The organism is Roseibacterium elongatum DSM 19469, from assembly GCF_000590925.1.
Taxonomy (GTDB): domain Bacteria; phylum Pseudomonadota; class Alphaproteobacteria; order Rhodobacterales; family Rhodobacteraceae; genus Roseibacterium; species Roseibacterium elongatum.
This window is the reverse complement of sequence record NZ_CP004372.1, coordinates 2,608,231-2,624,109: the sequence shown is the minus strand read 5'-3', so window position 1 is coordinate 2,624,109 and position 15,879 is coordinate 2,608,231. Positions and strand designations below refer to the sequence as shown.

Sequence of the window (15,879 nt, the reverse complement as noted above, 5' to 3'; positions counted from 1 at the left end):
CGCACCCGCCGCGGCCCGCATCCGTTTCACGAGCCTCAAGGGGACCGACGACATGACCGACCGGATCGACTGGCCCGCAGATTGGAACATCGAACGCCTGCATGACGATCACCTGCAGGGCCTGCGCATCACCACCGAGTTCTACGACAGCGCGACCGAGCACCAGCGCATCCGTGTCTTCGAGAACCCGACCTTTGGCCGGATCATGACACTCGATGGCGTGGTGCAGGTCACCGAAGCCGACAATTTCATCTATCACGAGATGCTGACCCATGTGCCGATCCTCGCCCATGGCAATGTCAGGCGGGTGCTGATCATCGGAGGGGGCGATGGCGGCATGGCCCGCGAGGTGCTCAAGCATGACAGTGTCGAACAGGTCACCATGGTCGAAATCGACGATGGCGTCCTCACCTTCTGCCGCGAATACCTGCCCGGCATCTCGGACGGGGCCTTCGACGATCCGCGGCTGGACCTGGTGATCGCGGACGGCGCGGTGTTCATGAAGGAAAACGCCGACCTCTACGATGTCATCATCGTCGACTCGACCGATCCGGTCGGCCCCGGCGAGGTGCTGTTCACCGACACGTTCTATGGCCACGCCCGCGCACGACTGGCCGAGGGCGGTATCCTCGTGACACAGAACGGTGTGCCCTTCCTGCAGGGCGAGGAATTGACCAACACGATGCGGGCCTTTCGCGCGCTGTTTGCGGATGCGACCTGCTACCTTGCCACAATCCCGACCTATGCGGGCGGGCCAATGGCGTTTGGCTGGGGCACGAATGGCGGCGCCCGGCAGACCGATCTTGCCACCCTGCGCGCGCGGTTCGACTCGGCGGGTCTGGCGACCGACTACTACACCCCCGAGGTGCACCAGGGCGCCTTCGCCCTGCCCCCTTACGTGGCGCGGCTCATCCCCTGACCGCGCCGTTTTCCTGAAGGAAAACGGACGAAAATCTCGGGATTTTCGGGGCGGAAAACAGGTGTTTTCCGCTCCTTTCTCATTCCGGCACGCAGATTTCCCCGCGGGCGAGGGCCAGGCCCGTGCGCAGGATCAGGCCGCCCACGACCAGCGCGAGAAAGATCAGCACGCCCTGCCCCAGCGCGATGTGAAAGGCGCTTTCACGCAGGCCGCCATAGAGGAACGAGGCGATCGACAGCGCCGCGACCGGAAAGGTCAATGCCCACCAGCTGAGCGCGAAGGGCAGCTTGCGCAGCTTGGGCAGTTCGAACAGCACCAGCGCCGCGAAGACATAGGCGATGTTGATCAGCATGATGGCAAAGGTATCGAGCGCGCCCACCAGCCGCATATAGGCGATGAAGCCGATGGCCGGCGGCGCGATCAGGATCACCATGGTCGGGAACAGCTTGCCCGGCAGCGGATTGTGAAAGATCAGCCGGTTGAAGACCAGCACCAGCAGCACCAGCCAAAAGATCATCCCGGCGGAAAAGAACAGCCAGCTGATCTCTTCGAACCCGAGGGGCGCGCCGGCCACAGGGACGACGACATTGCCGACGGCAGGAATGAACCAGGCCGGGTTCAGATGCCCAACCTCGAAGGCGCGGTGACTGATCCAGCCGTTGATGACGCTCAGCGTGAGTACCCCCTGCGCGACCGCGCCGATCATCCAGACCACACGCGCGACATCCGGATAGGGCGTCATCATCGCGGTGGCGGTCAGCAGCAGCGAGATCGAGATCGTCGGAAAGAAGGCCAGCTTGACGGGGTGGTGCCACTCGGCCACGACGGCGCGCGGAAAGCGTAGCGCCTTGAGCAGATAGGTTCCCGAGATCACGGCGAAGGACCCGATACCGACCCACAGCATGATCAGCGACAGCGCGTCGGTCCAGGGCGTGTGATGCGCCGCCGCATGCAAGGCGAGCGTCAGGCCGAACAGCCCCATGAGGATGGCATGAAAGGTCACCGGCATGTGTTCCAACCGGCTATGGGTGGCCTGGGGCGCAGCGGTCTCGGTCATGACGGTCCTCCGATCCTCATTCGATTGATTTCGTCAACTACCTAGGCCCGCACCCGGCGGAATGCAGCGGTGCAGGGTGTCGCAGGCCCGCGCCCTCAGCGCTCGGGCGGGATCGAATAGGTCATCGAGGCACGGGCGACCGGGGCCTCGGTTCCTTCCGAAAAGATCAGGCATTCGCCCACGGCCAGCACGCGCCCCAGCTTGAGCAGGCGACAGATGCAGATCAGGTCGGTCTGCGCGGCGGGTTTGCGCATGAAATCGATCGAGCAATTCGTCGTGACGGCCAACGCCTTGGGCCCGATCATGGCCAGCAGCGCCAGGTAGACGGACACATCGGCCAAGGCAAAGATCGACGGCCCCGAGACGGTGCCACCGGGCCGCAGGTGCCGCTCGGCCACAGGCAGGCGAACGCGGATCGACATGTCGGCCACCTCTTCGATCACGAAATCATCGGCCGTCTGCGGAAACTCGCGGGCGAGAAAGCCCTGCAAGTCGTCCTCGTTCATCACCACCGGCATCACACCACCCCTTGCTGTTTTCACCGCCCCCGATTGCGGCTAACGTGCCGCCCGGACGGGACGGTGGCAAGGGAGACATCCACGAATGACCGACGAAATCCTTTTGCGCGAAGATCGCGGCGCGGTCACGCATCTGACGCTGAACGCGCCGGGCAGCCTGAATGCACTGTCGGATGCCATGCTGGCGCGATTGACCGACAGTTTTCAGGACCTGATGACCTCGGACACGCAGCGCGTGATCGTGCTCAAGGGGACGGGCAAGGCGTTCTGCGCCGGTCATGATCTCAAGGAGATGAAGGCCAAACGCGAAGGCGGCAGCGGCGCGGCCGAGCTGCGCGACCTGTTCGACCGCTGTGCGCGGATGATGCAGGTGATCCCGCGCCTGCCCCAGCCCGTGATCGCCCAGACCCATGGCATCGCCACGGCCGCGGGCTGTCAACTGGTGGCGTCCTGCGACATGGCGGTCAGCGCCGAAAGCTGCCGTTTCGGTGTGAACGGCGTCAATATCGGCCTGTTCTGCTCGACCCCGATGGTGGCGTTGTCGCGCAACGCCCCGCGCAAGCAGGTGTTCGAGATGCTGACCACGGGCGAGTTCATCGACGCCGCCCGCGCGCGGGACCTGGGCCTGGTGAACCGCGTCGTGCCCGACAACGCCCTGGATCAGGAGGCCGAGGCCCTGGCCACCCTTGTCGCCAGCAAGCTGGGCACAGCCGTGCGCATCGGCAAGCGCGCCTTCTACGACCAGATCGACCTGCCCCTCGACAAGGCCTATGCGCTGACCGGCGCGGTGATGGTCGAGAACATGCTCGACAAGGGCACGGCCGAAGGGGTCGATGCCTTCATCGAAAAGCGCAAGCCGGACTGGAACCAGCCCGGCTGATCGCTTGACCGGCGCGCGCGGACCGGGGCCTAAAGGTCGTAGATCGCCCCGAACTTGGCGTCGAGATAGTCCAGAAGGGGTGCTTCGCTGATCTCGGCGCCGGTCGCTTCCATGATCGTCTCGCGCGGGGTGCGTAGCCCGCCATGGCGTTGCAGGCGTTCGCGCAGCCATGCGGTGGCCGGCGACGGGTCGCCCTCGGCCAGATGTTCGTCGAGCGCCGGGATATCGCGGCGCATCGCCTCGTGCAGGCAGCCGGCATAGACATTGCCCAGGGCATAGGTCGGGAAATAGCCGAACAGGCCCACCGACCAATGCACGTCCTGCAACATGCCGTGGCTGGGACGGTCGACCCTGACCCCGAAATCGGACTCGAACCGGTCGTTCCACGCGGCCTCGAGATCGGCGACGGCGAGATCCCCGGCAATCAGCGCGCGCTCCAGATCGAACCGCAGCATGATGTGCAGGTTGTAATGCACCTCGTCCGCCTCGGTCCGGATGAAGCCCGCGCTGACCCGGTTCACCGCCGCATGAAAGGCGGCCTCGTCGGGCAGGCCGATCTCGTCGAAATGCGCCCGCATCCGGTTGAACAGCCAGCCGGTGAAGGCGGTGGACCGGCCCAGCTGGTTTTCATAGATCCGGCTCTGGCTTTCGTGGACACCCATCGACACGCCCTGCCCCAAGGCGCTCAGCAGGTAGGCGTCATCGATATTCTGCTCATAGGTGGCGTGCCCGACCTCGTGGATCGTGGAATACAGACACCCCAGTGGTTCGGCCTCGTCCACCCGCGTGGTGATGCGCACATCCTTGCCCGACCCCGAGGAGAACGGGTGCACGGCCTGATCGATCCGCCCGTGCAGCATGTCATAGCCAAAGGCTTCGGCCACCTCCTGGGCCAGCGCCAGTTGCCCGGCCTCGCCAAAGGCGCCCGACAGGCCCTTGGGCGGGTGGCCCGCGCCCAGTACACGCTCGCGCAGGGCGACCAGACGCGGGCGCATCCGGTCGAACAGCCCGGCGATATCGGCGGCGCTGGTGCCCGGCTCGTAGTCTTCGAGCAGGGCGTCGTAAAGCGGGCCGTCACCGGCAAGGGCGGCGGCCTCCTGACGACGCAGGTTCACCACCCCTTCGAGCGTGGGCAGAAACCCCGCGACATCATCGGCGGCGCGCGCCCGCGCCCAGATGCCTTGCGCCAGCGACGTGGTCCGCGCCAGGGCCGTGGCAAGGTCCGCGGGCACCTTGACCGCGCGCTCATGGCCGCGGCGGATCAGGCGCAGGTGCGCCGCCTCGACCTCACCCAGTTCCATGTCTTCGACCGCCGACAGCCAGTCGCCCACGCGCGGGTCGGTCCGGCGGGCGATGCAGAACGGCCTCCAACGCGGCCATTTCCTCGGCCCGCTGCTCGGTCGCGCCGCGCGGCATCACGGTTTCCTGATCCCAGCCGAGCCGGCCCATGACCTGCGACAGGGCTTCGGTCTGGCGCTGATAGGCCAGCAGATCGGTCAATGCGGTCATCTCGGTCAGCCTCGGATGGATTGTTTCAGGGGGTACATGGACAAAAAGCGTGCGCGCAGGATCAGCACCATCAGCAACACCGCGCCCACCTGATGCAGAATGGCCATGTACCACGGTGCCGAGGCCATGACCGTCATGATGCCGATGGCGACCTGCACCACGAGCATTGCCATCATGTCGTGAAACGCCCCGCGCGTGGCCTTGCGGGCCGAGCGCAGGGCCATGACCCACGCCACCAGACCCATCAGCAAGACCAGATATCCCAGCATGCGATGGATGAACTGGACCGTGCCGTCATTCTCGAACAGGTTGCGCCACACCGGCTCGATCGCCCACATCCCCGGCGGCGTGAAGCCACCGGCCATCAGCGGCCAGTCGGTGTAATTCCGCCCCGCATCGATGCCCGCCACAAGGGCGCCGACGATGATCTGCAGAAACGCCAAGTGCATCACGCCCGTGGACACGCCCTTGAGCTTGCGGTCGCCCTCGCGCCGGGCGGCCAGCAGCTCGGATTCCGCGCGCCCCAGCCGCATGACGTACCACGCGATCAGCGACAGGATCAGAAAGGCCAGGCCCAGATGCGTCGCCAGCCGGTACGAGGCCACGTCGAGCATGCCCTCTTCCAGCCCCGAGGCCACCATCCACCAGCCGATGGCGCCCTGCGCGCCCCCCAGCGCGCCCAGCATCAGCAACCGCAAGGACCAGCCGCGCGGAATGTTGCGCGTCACCAGCAAGCCCAGGAACCCGACCGCCCAGACCAACCCGATAAAGCGGCCAAGCTGCCGATGCCCCCATTCCCACCAATAGATGACCTGGAACTCGGCCATGCTCATGCCGCGGTTCTGCAACTGGTACTCGGGAATGGCGCGGTAGGCCTCGAACTCGGCCTGCCAGTCGGCCTCGGACAAAGGCGGGATCGCCCCCGACAAGGGTGCCCATTCGGTGATCGACAGGCCCGAGTCGGTCAGCCGGGTCAATCCGCCCACGGCAACCATCACCACGACCAGCGCGAACAGGATCTTCAGCCAGCCACGCACCAGCCGCCGCGCGCGTGTGCGATCGCGGCTGATGCCACCGGGCGTGGCGGCGGGTTTCTGCGTTTCGCTGACGTCCTCGAAAATGCTGCGACGTTCGGCCATGGCCCGTCTCCCCTCACATTTCGGGTTCAGACCTATCCCGTGCCCCAACCGCCTTCAAGCGCCTGCGCCTGCCCGACATCGCCGCACCCGTCCCTTCATCTTGGCAAGAAACCGTCCGGGGGGGGCGCGGGACGCGCGCGGGGGCAGACGCCCCCTACCCGTCGCGGCGCTTGTCGGCCCAGCGGACCATCTGGCGCAGCATGCCATGCAGCATCTGCACATCGGCGCGCGTCAGCGGCAGGCGCGACCACATGTTGCGCAGGTTCAGCTTCATCCCCTCGGCCTTGAGCGCGGGAAAGAAGAACCCCGCCTCTTCCAGCCGTTCCTCGAAATGATCGCCCAGTTTCTCGACCTCGAGCGCAGTGGCGAAATCGGTGCGGGCCATCTCCGTCACCTCGGGCGGTGTTTCGACCGTGACGCGGCGCCATTCATAGGCTGTCAGCAGCACGCATTGCGCCAGATTGAGCGAGGGGAACGCCGGGTTCACCGGAACCGAGACGATGGCATTGGCCAGCGCGATATCGGCATTCTCCAGCCCGGCCCGTTCCGGCCCGAACAGAACGGCGACCTTTCCGCCCTCGGCTGCGATCGCGCGCGCCTGCTGCATGGCGCGTTCGGGCGTGACCACCGGCTTGGTCAACCCGCGCTCGCGCGCGGTGGTGGCAAAGACATATATGCAATCAGACACCGCATCCTCGACCCGGTCGAACAGGCCCGCCCGATCCAGCAGCCGCCCCGCCCCGCTGGCTAGGGCCACGGCGCGTTCGTTCGGCCAGCCGTCGCGCGGGCCCACGACCCGCATCCGGTCCAGGCCGAAATTCCACATCGCGCGCGCCGAGGCGCCGATATTCTCGCCCATCTGCGGGCGGACGAGGACGAAGGCGGGCTGTGTCGCAGGATCGTTCTGTTGCATGGCGGCCCGATAGCCGTTGCGGCGCGCACAGGCAAGGCACCGCACGCCACCTGCCCCTTGCTTGCACGTCCGGCTGCGCGTATCGACGCCCACGCGAAACAGAGGACACCGCATCATGGCCGACGCCGAGCGCCCGCAAATCTACCTGGTCACCCCCAAGACTTTCGATCCGCAGGCCTTCGCCCCGCAACTTGCGGCCGTTCTCGACGGGGTCGAGATCGCCTGTTTGCGCCTGGCCCTCGTCGCCGACGCCGAGGATGACCTTGCGCGCGCCGCCGATACCTGCCGCGAGCTGGCCCATGCCCGCGACGTGCCCCTGGTGATCGACGGTCCTTTCGGGCTGGTCGAGCGCCTGGGCCTCGACGGGGTGCATCTTTCGGATGGCGCGCGCTCGGTCCGGGCGGCGCGCAAGGCGCTTGGGGCCGACGCGATCCTCGGGGCCCATTGCGGGGCCTCGCGCCATGACGGGCTGGTCGCGGGCGAGGCCGGTGCCGATTACATCAGCTTCGGGCCTGTCGGACACAGCGATCTCGACGATGGCGCCCCGGCCGGGCGTGACCTGTTCGCCTGGTGGTCGCAGATGATCGAACTGCCTGTGGTTGCCGAAGGGGCATTGACACCCGATCTGGTGGCAGACTTCGCCCCGGTCGTCGATTTCTTCGCCATCGGCGCCGAGATCTGGCGTCAGGACGATCCGTTGGATGCGCTCCGTCGGATGATCGCCCCCCTGGACTGACGCGGCCGGGTCAAACCGACTTGGTCGATCGGGTGCCGCCCTTTGCCCCGCCGTCGTCAGGCGACCGGCCCTGGTCGTAACCGGCGCGCACCGCCCGTTCGGCCGCGCGGGCCAGGGCTTTGCGATCCTCGAAATCGCTGACTTTCAGGGGCGTGCCATAGCGCAGCTCGACCCAGCCCTGCCGTGGCGCGGCCAGCACCTGCAGCAGGTTTGCGCCGAACTCCATATCGCCCCACCACCCGTAGAATCGCGCATCCGCCCCGTGCGGGGCGTGGTAGTGCAAGCTGATTGGCTGCACCCACAGGATATCGCGCAGACGGTCGGACAGAAACGCCGCGAAAAGCGTGGTCTTGAACGGCAGAACCCGCCGCCCGTCGGTCGAGGTGCCCTCGGGAAAGAACAAGAGCTTGTGCCCCGCGCGCAGCCGATCCTCGAACATCCGGGTCTGGGCGGCGGCCTCGCTGCGCCGGTCGCGGCGGATGAACACGGTGCCGGTGCCCCGCGCCAGCCAGCCGATGCCCGCCCATCCCGCCACCTCGGCCTTGGAGACGAAATAGAGCCGTTTGCCGGCATTCAGCACGAAAATATCCAGCCAAGTGGAATGGTTGGCCACGAACGCCCCGCGCTGCGGCATCGGCTGGCCGATCACCTTGCGGCGCAGCCCCATGAACCGGCAGGCCAGCACGCAGACGGCCTGGGTGATCCAGGGCGTCACCGGGCGGTTCAACCCGAACAGCGCCCGCTCGGGCACCCGCAAGAGCAACAGCAACGGAAAACAGATCATCAGCGTGACCAGGATCGCGCCGCCCCGCCGGGCAACGCGCAGCCAATCGCCAAGGGCAAGGCGGCGCTGTGGCGGCGGCGGCGCGTCATCCGTCCAGGTCACGCTCATGGTACCGCGACCCCGGCGCCGCGCTGATAGATCGCGCGGTGCTTTTCGGACATGCGGGCCACATCCATCACCAGGCAAACGTCGATGCAGTTGAAGGCGCGGTCGATGAAGGCCCCCTCGCCCACAAAGCCGCCCAGCCGAAGATAGGCCTTGATCAGGGCCGGCATGGAGCGGATCGCAGCGGGCCGGTCGAGGGCCTCGGCCCCGATCAGGTCCATCCGCGTCGCCCCGGGCGGACGGGCGGCCGGCCGGATATCGGGCGGCGCGAGGTGGCGGTGATGCAACAGCGACAGCGGCGCGGCCAGGGGCGCGGGATCGGTGCCATGAAAGCTGGCGACGCCGAACATGACCTCGATGTCATGCGCGGCGATATAGGCCGCAAGACCGTTCCACAGATGCATCATCGCCGTGCCGCCGCGATAGTCGCGATGCACGCAGGAGCGGCCAAGCTCCAGCAGGGGCCGCCCCGACCGACGCAGCGGGGTCAGGTCATATTCATCCTCGGAATAGAATTGGCCCGCCGCCTCGGCCTGATCGAGGCGCATGACCCGGTAGACGCCGACCACCTGATCGTCGCCCGTGCGGCGGTGATCCAGAAGCAGCAGGTGATCGAAATAGGGATCGAAACGGTCCGCCTCGAGCCGGGCGGCATGATCGACAAGCGGCCCGTCGCCACCCAATTCGGCGACGAAGACCTCGTAGCGCAGCCGCTGCGCCGCGCGCCGGTCCTGCGCATCGCGGGCCAGGCGCAGTTCGAAATGGCTGTCGTCGATCTGCATCTCGGGGCGGCTCGGGTATTTGGATCTGGCACGCGGAGGCCGCGCGGTTGCTGAGGGGTTACCCGAGACGGGCAGACCTGTGCAAGCGATGGCGATGGGCCGCAGCGCCGCGCCATGTTAAACTCGTGTTAACCGCTCGCGCCTAGGGTGAGCCAAGAACCGGAGATCCGGCGACCCTTACGGGAGGAATTCCATGATCAGCGTCACGCGGCGGCCGTCAATCACGACCTTTCCCTCGTTCTCGAAATTCACCGTGATCCGGTCGGCGATGTTGGACTGGACCTGCCCCAATCCCCAATCTGGCCGGTCGGGGTGGCGCACGAACATTCCCGGTTCCAGAATTGCATTGACCGAGTCGGACATGAGGCCCCTTTCATGATGGATGATCACGCATATCCCGCCCAGACCGGGCAAAGCCTGGCCGACCTGATCGGCTCGCGTCTGTGTCACGACCTAAGTAACCCGCTTGGCGCGATCGGCAAGTGGGGTCGAGCTTCTGGGCATGACGGGGACGGCCGACGGCCCCGAGATGGACCTGATCCGTGACGCCGTGACGGATGCGCAGGCCCGGGTGCGCTTCTTTCGGCTCGCCTTTGGCGCGGCCAACGCGCAGCAGCTGACCAGCCCGCGCGAGGCCATCGGCACCCTGGAGGGATACTATCGCACCAGCCGCCTGTCCCCCGCACTGAGCGTGACACGCGACCTGCCCCGCCGCGAGGTGAAGCTGGCCTATCTGATGGCCCTCTGCGCCGACCGCGCCTTGCCCATGGGGGGAACGCTGGCGTTTGAGGCGACCGGCCCCGGCGCATGGCAGCTTATGGCCGAGGGGCCGCGCCTGGTGCTGGATGAACCGCTGTGGTCCGTGCTGCGGTTCGGGGCTGGCGGGGCTGGCCGGGCCCTGCGCCCGGCCGAGGTGCAGTTTCTCGCGCTGCACACCCTGGCCGAGGACATGAACCTGACGATCAATTTCGTCGCCGATGAGCCTGTCCTGCGCATGGCGACCCGCTAGCTGGCGGGGCCTGCGTCACCCGCATCACCCGATCGGGCGCAGACCCTCGCGAAACCGGCGCATCCGGTCGCGGTAATGCGCGGCCGAGCCGAGCAGGTCGCCTTGCGCCGCCGCATCGAGGCTGCGCACGATCTTGCCCGGCATGCCCATGACAAGCGATCCGTCGGGGATCTCTTTTCCTTCGGGGTATCAACGCACCGGCCCCGACTCAGGCACCCCCGCCCGATCCGCGCGCCATTGAGCACCGTCGCCCCCACTGCCGATCAGCGACCCGTCCCCGATGGTGCAGCCATGCAGCATCGCCTTGTGGCCGATGGTGCAGTCACGACCGACCTGCAGCGGATAGCCCATATCGGTGTGAAACACGCTGTTCTCCTGCACGTTCGACCCCACGCCGATACGGATCTCTTCGTTGTCGCCGCGCAAGGTCGCGCCGAACCAGACTGAGGCCCCGGCCTCGAGCACGACGCGGCCGATCAGATTCGCATCCGGGGCGACCCAGGTATCCTCGGCCAGCTCGGGTGCGATTCCGTCCAGTTCATAGATCATGCGGCGCCCTCCTCGAATTCATCATGCAACTGGCGGACATGGCCGGCCAGGCCCGGCTGCTGCGCCCGCCGCAACCGTTCCGCGGTGACAATCGTTTTCAACCGATCGAATGTCGCGTCCAGGTCGTCGTTGACCAGAACGTAATCATACCCGTCCCAATGGCTGATCTCATCCCAGCTTTTCTGCATGCGCTTGGCGATCACCTCATCGCCATCCTGCCCGCGCGAAATCAGCCGCCGTTTCAACTCGGCGATCGAGGGCGGCAGGATGAAGATCGACAAGGTGTGCCGCCCCAGGGCCGAATTGCGGATCTGTTGCGCGCCCTGCCAGTCGATGTCGAACAGCACGTCGCAGCCGCTTTCAATGGCCGTGGCGACCGGCGCCATGGGCGAGCCGTAGAAATTGCCAAAGACATGGGCGTGTTCCAGCATCGCGCCTTCGGCGACCATGGACTTGAAGGCCGCCTCGGACAAGAACCGGTAGTCTTGGCCATCCACCTCGCCGGGGCGCGGCCTGCGCGTGGTGGCCGAAACCGAAAAGCTCAGCGTCGGGTCCCACTCCATCAGCCGCCGGGCCAACGTGGATTTGCCGGCGCCGGATGGAGAGGACAGGATGATCAACAGCCCGCGCCGGGCAACGATGTCGGAGGCCATGCTCACTCCACGTTCTGAACCTGTTCGCGGGTCTGGTCGATGGCGAGTTTCAGGTCAAGCCCGATGGCCGTCAGCGCGGCGTCGCCGGATTTCGAACACAGCGTGTTGGCCTCGCGATTGAACTCCTGCATCAGGAAATCGAGCTTGCGGCCGACCGGGCCGCCACCGGCCAGCAACGCGCGCGCGGCCGCGATATGCGCCCGCAGACGGTCGATTTCCTCGGTGACGTCGGATTTCACGGCCAGAAGCGCCAGTTCCTGCGCCAGACGCGCCTCGTCGAGGTCGCTGGCCTCGACCAATTTCGCCAGGTTGGCGCGAAACGTATCGACCTGGGTTTCGGTCCGGGCGGCGGCCGCCTTGGCGGCCTGTTCGGTCAGATCCGCGATCTGGTCGATCTGGGCGGCCAGCACGCCCGCGAGCGCCGCGCCTTCGGTGCGGCGCATCTCGACGAAGGCGTCGATCAGGGGCGTGGCATCGGCCAGGAGCCGGTCCGCAGATGGCAGGCCCGCCCCGTCGGCGCTGTCGCCCACGCCGCGCAGCGACAGGATATCGGCCGCGCTGGGGTCGGCCAGCGGCATGCCGCGCGCCTCGGCCGCGACGCGGATCTGCGCAAGCGCGTGAAGGGCATGATCCAGCGCCTCGGCACTCGGCCCACCTGCGCCGGGCAGGCCGCTGCGCGCCAGGCGCAGGCCCAGGGCGACCGATCCGCGCGACAGACGCGCGGACAGCATCTTGCGCAGCGGCGCCTCGATCGCGCCCAAACCCTCGGGCAGACGCAGGCGGATGTCGAGGCCACGGGCATTCACGCTGCGCAACTCCCACGACCAGCCCATGGCCCCGTCCCCGCCTTCGCGCGCCGCGTAGCCCGTCATCGACGCGATGGCGCCGTGCCCCTCGGTATCGTTAACCAATGCTTAACTCTCCCCCTGCCCCTAAAAATTAATCCAAGCTATTAAGGAATGGGAAAGGAAAACGCCCCCATGGTCAAGCAAGGCCCCCGACCGGACCCCGATCGGCCCTTGTGGGTCTCGGAGGCGCGATGCGACGGCCACCCCGATCCCGGAAGGAGGCAAGGCCATGGAAACCCCAAAACCACCACCATCCGAGCGTGCCCGGACACACGCGATGATCCCGCCGCGCTATGGCGATGCGATCTTGCGCGATGCGCTGCGGTACTGGGACACGCGGCGGGCTGGCAGGATCGTCCCGGCGCGCCATGATCTCGACCCGGCGGAGATGGCCGATATCCTGGGCCATGCCGCCCTGATCGCGCGGCCACGCCCCGGCACGCTGCGCCTGCGCCTCGTGGGTGGGCGCATCACCCGGCTGATGGGGATGGAGCTGCATGGCATGCCGCTGCGCTGCCTGTTCGACCGGCGGGACCGGCCACGCCTGACAGCCGAGGTCGAAGCGGCCTTTGCACCCCCCGCCTGTGTTGGCGACGGTCTCGGCGGCGGCAGAGCGCAGCGCCGCGCCGGTCACGACCCAGATGGCCATTCTTCCCCTGAGCGATGCGCGTGGCGAGTTGTGTCAGGCCCTGTGCGTACTGGGCGAAGGCGCCTGCCGTGTCTCGGGGCCGCCGCCCTGCCGCTGGCGGATCGCACAGATGACGCGGGTTGCGCTGTCTGCCGGCCAGCCCGTGACCCCCGAAACCGCGCGCGCACAGGCGGGGCCGCGCCTGCGTGTCATCCAGGGCGGCAAACGGTAAGTCGTGAAAAAACCGCGTGCCCTGCGGCGACGCGGTTTTCCCGTTATTCGCGGATGTGACAGGCTCAGCCGGCGGCGCGCAACGCATCGCGGCTTTGCTGCAACTCCTCGGCCACGAGGAAGGCCAGTTCCAGCGACTGGCTGGCGTTCAGGCGCGGATCGCAGGCCGTGTGATAACGCGAGGACAGGTCCTCGTCGCTGAGCGCGCGCATGCCGCCGGTGCATTCGGTGACATCCTTGCCTGTCATCTCGAAATGCACACCGCCCGGCACCGTGCCCTCGGCGCGGTGGATGCCGAAAAACTCCTGCACCTCGCGCAGGATCGAGTCGAAGGGCCGCGTCTTGTACCCGGTCGAGGACTTGATGACGTTGCCATGCATCGGATCGCAGCACCACAGCACGTTGGCGCCTTCCTCCTGCACGGTCTTGATCAGACGCGGCAGGTGATCGCCGACCTTTCCCGCGCCGAAGCGCGCGATAAGCGTCAGGCGTCCGGCCTGGTTTGCGGGGTTCAGCTTGGCCATCAGCACCTTCAGGTCCTCTGCGGTCGTGCTCGGCCCGCATTTCAGGCCGATGGGGTTCTGCACGCCGCGGCAGAATTCGACATGGGCGCCATCGGGCTGGCGGGTGCGGTCGCCGATCCAGATCATGTGCCCCGATCCGGCCAGCCATTTGCCCGACGTGCTGTCGAGGCGGCACAGCGCCTCTTCGTATTCCAGCAGCAGCGCCTCGTGGCTGGTGTAGAAATCGACCGTGCTGAGTTCGTGATTGGTGTCCCCCGTCAGGCCCGCCGCCGTCATGAAATCGAGGCTGTCCTGAATCCGGTTGGCCAGATCGCGGTAGCGCTCGGCATCGTCGCCGTCGGTGAACCCCAGCGTCCAGCTATGCACGCGATGGATGTCCGCAAATCCCCCCGTCGAGAAGGCGCGCAACAGGTTGAGCGAGGCCGCGGCCTGCGTATAGGCCTGCAACATGCGCATCGGGTTCGGGCTGCGCGCCTCGAGCGTGGGCGCGATGTCGTTGATGATGTCGCCCTTGTAGGAGGGCATCTCGACACCATCGACCACCTCGGTCGGCGCGCTGCGCGGCTTGGCGAACTGACCGGCCATGCGGCCGACCTTCACCACCGGCACCTTGGCGCCATAGGTCAGCACCATCGCCATCTGCAGCATCACCTTGAACGTGTCGCGAATGGTGTCGGCGGAAAACTCGGCAAAGCTTTCGGCGCAGTCCCCGCCCTGCAGCAGGAACGCCTCGCCCCGGCTGGCCGCGGCCAACTCGTCACGCAGGCGCCGCGCCTCGCCGGCGAAAACGAGGGGCGGATACTTGCCAAGCTGGGCCTCGACCTCGGCCAGGGCCGCGGCGTCGGCATAGTCGGGCATCTGCACCCGAGGTTTCTCGCGCCAGTTCGATTTGCTCCAGGGCTGCGTGGTCATGGCCGCTCTCCGCTTGTCTCACGAACCGTGTCTATACTGGAGGTGAGGACGCGGGCCAATCCCGCATTTGCGACCGACCGGGGATTGCGCCCGGTCAAAATTGGTGCTTCGCTAAAAAACCGAGCTGAAACCGCGTGGGCACACGGACCCGACAACAGGAGGCGCGAGGCAGACATGGGCGAGCCAGTCGATCCGATCCAGCAGGCGTCATCGCCGCGCCGCTTCGTGTTCGTGCTGCTCGACCGCTTCACAATGCTGTGTTTTTCCAGCGCCGTCGAAGCCTTGCGCATCGCCAACCGCATGTCGGGCCGCCCGCTTTACAGCTGGGTTCTGGCCGGTGAAGGCGGCGAATTCGCCGAATGCAGCGCCGGCATCAGCTTCAAGCTCGACTGCGATCTCGAAGAGATCAACCGCGACGATACTATCCTCGTGTGCGGCGGCATCGACGTGCAGGGCGCTACCACAAAGCGCGTCATCGGCTGGCTGCGCCGCGAGGCGCGCAAGGGCCCGGTGATCGGCGGCTTATGCACCGCGGGCTACACGCTGGCCAAGGCGGGGCTGCTGGATGGCAAGCGCGCCACGATCCACTGGGAAAACCAGGACAGTTTCGCCGAGGAATTCGAAGAGGTGATGCTGACCAAGTCGGTCTTCGTCATCGACGGCAAGCGCATCACCACCGCCGGCGGCACGGCCTCGATCGACCTGATGCTCAAGATCATCGCGCAGGATCATGGCGAGGATCTGGCCAATCTGGTGGCCGATCAGTTGATCTATACCTCGATCCGCACCGATCAGGACACGCAGCGCCTGTCGATCCCGACCCGCATCGGCGTGCGCCACCCCAAGCTGGGGCAGGTCATCCGGATGATGGAACAGAACATCGAAGACCCGATCAGCCCCGCGCAACTGGCCACGCAGGTCGGCATGTCGACCCGGCAACTCGAGCGGCTGTTCCGCCGCTACCTCAACCGCTCGCCCAAGCGCTACTACATGGAGTTGCGGCTGGCCAAGGCGCGCAACCTGCTGATGCAGACCGACATGAGTGTCATCAATGTCGCCATGGCCTGCGGCTTTGCCAGCCCGTCGCATTTCTCGAAATGCTACCGGGCGCATTACGACACCACGCCCTATCGCGAACGTGGGTCGCAGGCGCACCGCAAGACAGAGACCGAAAGCTGACGCG

At 66.7% G+C, this 15,879-nt stretch carries 16 protein-coding genes and 3 pseudogenes; 7 read left to right on the top strand and 12 right to left on the bottom strand.

Translation table 11 applies throughout. The features are described from left to right. Positions 1-52: 52 nt before the first annotated feature. The gene (gene speE, locus ROSELON_RS12735) at positions 53-919 is read left to right on the top strand and encodes a polyamine aminopropyltransferase (protein ID WP_025312739.1); all 867 of its coding nucleotides are present in this window, start codon (positions 53-55) and stop codon (positions 917-919) included. A 79-nt stretch (positions 920-998) separates the two neighbouring features. Here speE and ROSELON_RS12730 read toward each other — a convergent pair whose 3' ends face one another. Beyond that, positions 999-1,976: an SLAC1 anion channel family protein gene (locus tag ROSELON_RS12730; protein ID WP_025312738.1), complete on the bottom strand. Its 978-nt coding sequence runs from the start codon at positions 1,974-1,976 to the stop codon at positions 999-1,001. Between the two features lie 95 nt (positions 1,977-2,071). Then, a complete protein-coding gene (locus ROSELON_RS12725; protein WP_025312737.1) occupies positions 2,072-2,494 on the bottom strand; it encodes a PaaI family thioesterase in 423 nt (140 codons plus the stop codon). Between the two features lie 85 nt (positions 2,495-2,579). Here ROSELON_RS12725 and ROSELON_RS12720 point away from each other — a divergent pair, with 85 nt between their 5' ends. Continuing rightward, entirely contained in the window at positions 2,580-3,374 is a 795-nt protein-coding gene (locus tag ROSELON_RS12720) for an enoyl-CoA hydratase (RefSeq protein WP_025312736.1), read from the top strand. A gap of 29 nt (positions 3,375-3,403) precedes the next feature. Here ROSELON_RS12720 and ROSELON_RS12715 read toward each other — a convergent pair. The 3 genes and pseudogenes from ROSELON_RS12715 to ROSELON_RS12705 all read right to left on the bottom strand — a co-directional run bounded on the left by ROSELON_RS12715 (position 3,404) and on the right by ROSELON_RS12705 (position 6,935). Further along, positions 3,404-4,883 (bottom strand): annotated as a pseudogene (locus ROSELON_RS12715) (carboxypeptidase M32). Positions 4,884-4,888: 5 nt separating this feature from the next. Then, the gene (ctaA, locus tag ROSELON_RS12710) at positions 4,889-6,022 is read right to left on the bottom strand and encodes a heme A synthase (protein WP_025312735.1); all 1,134 of its coding nucleotides are present in this window, start codon (positions 6,020-6,022) and stop codon (positions 4,889-4,891) included. Positions 6,023-6,176: 154 nt separating this feature from the next. Further along, positions 6,177-6,935 carry an RNA methyltransferase gene (locus tag ROSELON_RS12705; protein WP_025312734.1) on the bottom strand — a complete coding sequence of 253 codons (759 nt, stop codon included), beginning with the start codon at positions 6,933-6,935 and terminating at the stop codon, positions 6,177-6,179. 115 nt (positions 6,936-7,050) lie between these two features. Between ROSELON_RS12705 and ROSELON_RS12700 the strand changes: the two genes are divergently transcribed. Beyond that, positions 7,051-7,671, top strand: coding sequence for a thiamine phosphate synthase (locus tag ROSELON_RS12700; RefSeq protein ID WP_025312733.1), 621 nt, complete (start codon positions 7,051-7,053; stop codon positions 7,669-7,671). Between the two features lie 10 nt (positions 7,672-7,681). On the opposite strand, the gene ROSELON_RS12695 is transcribed toward ROSELON_RS12700, so the two are convergent. From ROSELON_RS12695 to ROSELON_RS12685, 3 genes are all read right to left on the bottom strand, one after another. Then, on the bottom strand, positions 7,682-8,563 hold the full coding sequence (locus tag ROSELON_RS12695) for a lysophospholipid acyltransferase family protein (RefSeq protein WP_025312732.1): 882 nt from the start codon (positions 8,561-8,563) through the stop codon (positions 7,682-7,684). Continuing rightward, positions 8,560-9,342, bottom strand: a complete 783-nt coding sequence (locus ROSELON_RS12690) for a GNAT family N-acetyltransferase (RefSeq protein WP_025312731.1) — start codon at positions 9,340-9,342, stop codon at positions 8,560-8,562. Before ROSELON_RS12690 ends, ROSELON_RS12695 begins: the two co-directional genes overlap by 4 nt. A 177-nt stretch (positions 9,343-9,519) precedes the next feature. Next, entirely contained in the window at positions 9,520-9,705 is a 186-nt protein-coding gene (locus ROSELON_RS12685; RefSeq protein ID WP_025312730.1) for a DUF3553 domain-containing protein, read from the bottom strand. Positions 9,706-9,844: 139 nt separating this feature from the next. On the opposite strand from ROSELON_RS12685, the gene ROSELON_RS12680 reads away from it, so the two are divergent. After that, complete coding sequence (locus tag ROSELON_RS12680; RefSeq protein WP_051508416.1) at positions 9,845-10,351, top strand: histidine phosphotransferase family protein; 507 nt, start codon at positions 9,845-9,847, stop codon at positions 10,349-10,351. Between the two features lie 24 nt (positions 10,352-10,375). Here the strand turns inward: ROSELON_RS12680 and ROSELON_RS12675 are convergent. The 3 genes and pseudogenes from ROSELON_RS12675 to ROSELON_RS12665 form a co-directional block, all read right to left on the bottom strand. Then, positions 10,376-10,900: pseudogene (locus tag ROSELON_RS12675) on the bottom strand (gamma carbonic anhydrase family protein). After that, complete coding sequence (gene gmk / locus ROSELON_RS12670; protein ID WP_025312729.1) at positions 10,897-11,553, bottom strand: guanylate kinase; 657 nt, start codon at positions 11,551-11,553, stop codon at positions 10,897-10,899. Before gmk ends, ROSELON_RS12675 begins: the two are co-directional and overlap by 4 nt. A gap of 2 nt (positions 11,554-11,555) precedes the next feature. Beyond that, on the bottom strand, positions 11,556-12,464 hold the full coding sequence (locus tag ROSELON_RS12665) for a YicC/YloC family endoribonuclease (RefSeq protein WP_342665293.1): 909 nt from the start codon (positions 12,462-12,464) through the stop codon (positions 11,556-11,558). A 166-nt stretch (positions 12,465-12,630) separates the two neighbouring features. On the opposite strand from ROSELON_RS12665, the pseudogene ROSELON_RS19225 reads away from it, so the two are divergent. Beyond that, a pseudogene (locus ROSELON_RS19225) lies at positions 12,631-12,972 on the top strand (PAS domain-containing protein); the annotation flags it as partial. A gap of 16 nt (positions 12,973-12,988) precedes the next feature. Continuing rightward, positions 12,989-13,261: a hypothetical protein gene (locus ROSELON_RS18800; RefSeq protein ID WP_025312726.1), complete on the top strand. Its 273-nt coding sequence runs from the start codon at positions 12,989-12,991 to the stop codon at positions 13,259-13,261. Positions 13,262-13,325: 64 nt separating this feature from the next. Here ROSELON_RS18800 and ROSELON_RS12650 read toward each other — a convergent pair whose 3' ends face one another. Then, entirely contained in the window at positions 13,326-14,696 is a 1,371-nt protein-coding gene (locus tag ROSELON_RS12650; RefSeq protein ID WP_025312725.1) for a class II 3-deoxy-7-phosphoheptulonate synthase, read from the bottom strand. A gap of 174 nt (positions 14,697-14,870) precedes the next feature. Here ROSELON_RS12650 and ROSELON_RS12645 point away from each other — a divergent pair, with 174 nt between their 5' ends. Then, positions 14,871-15,875 (top strand): GlxA family transcriptional regulator, encoded by a 1,005-nt coding sequence (locus ROSELON_RS12645; RefSeq protein WP_025312724.1) that lies wholly within the window; start codon positions 14,871-14,873, stop codon positions 15,873-15,875. The last annotated feature ends 4 nt before the right edge of the window (positions 15,876-15,879 follow it).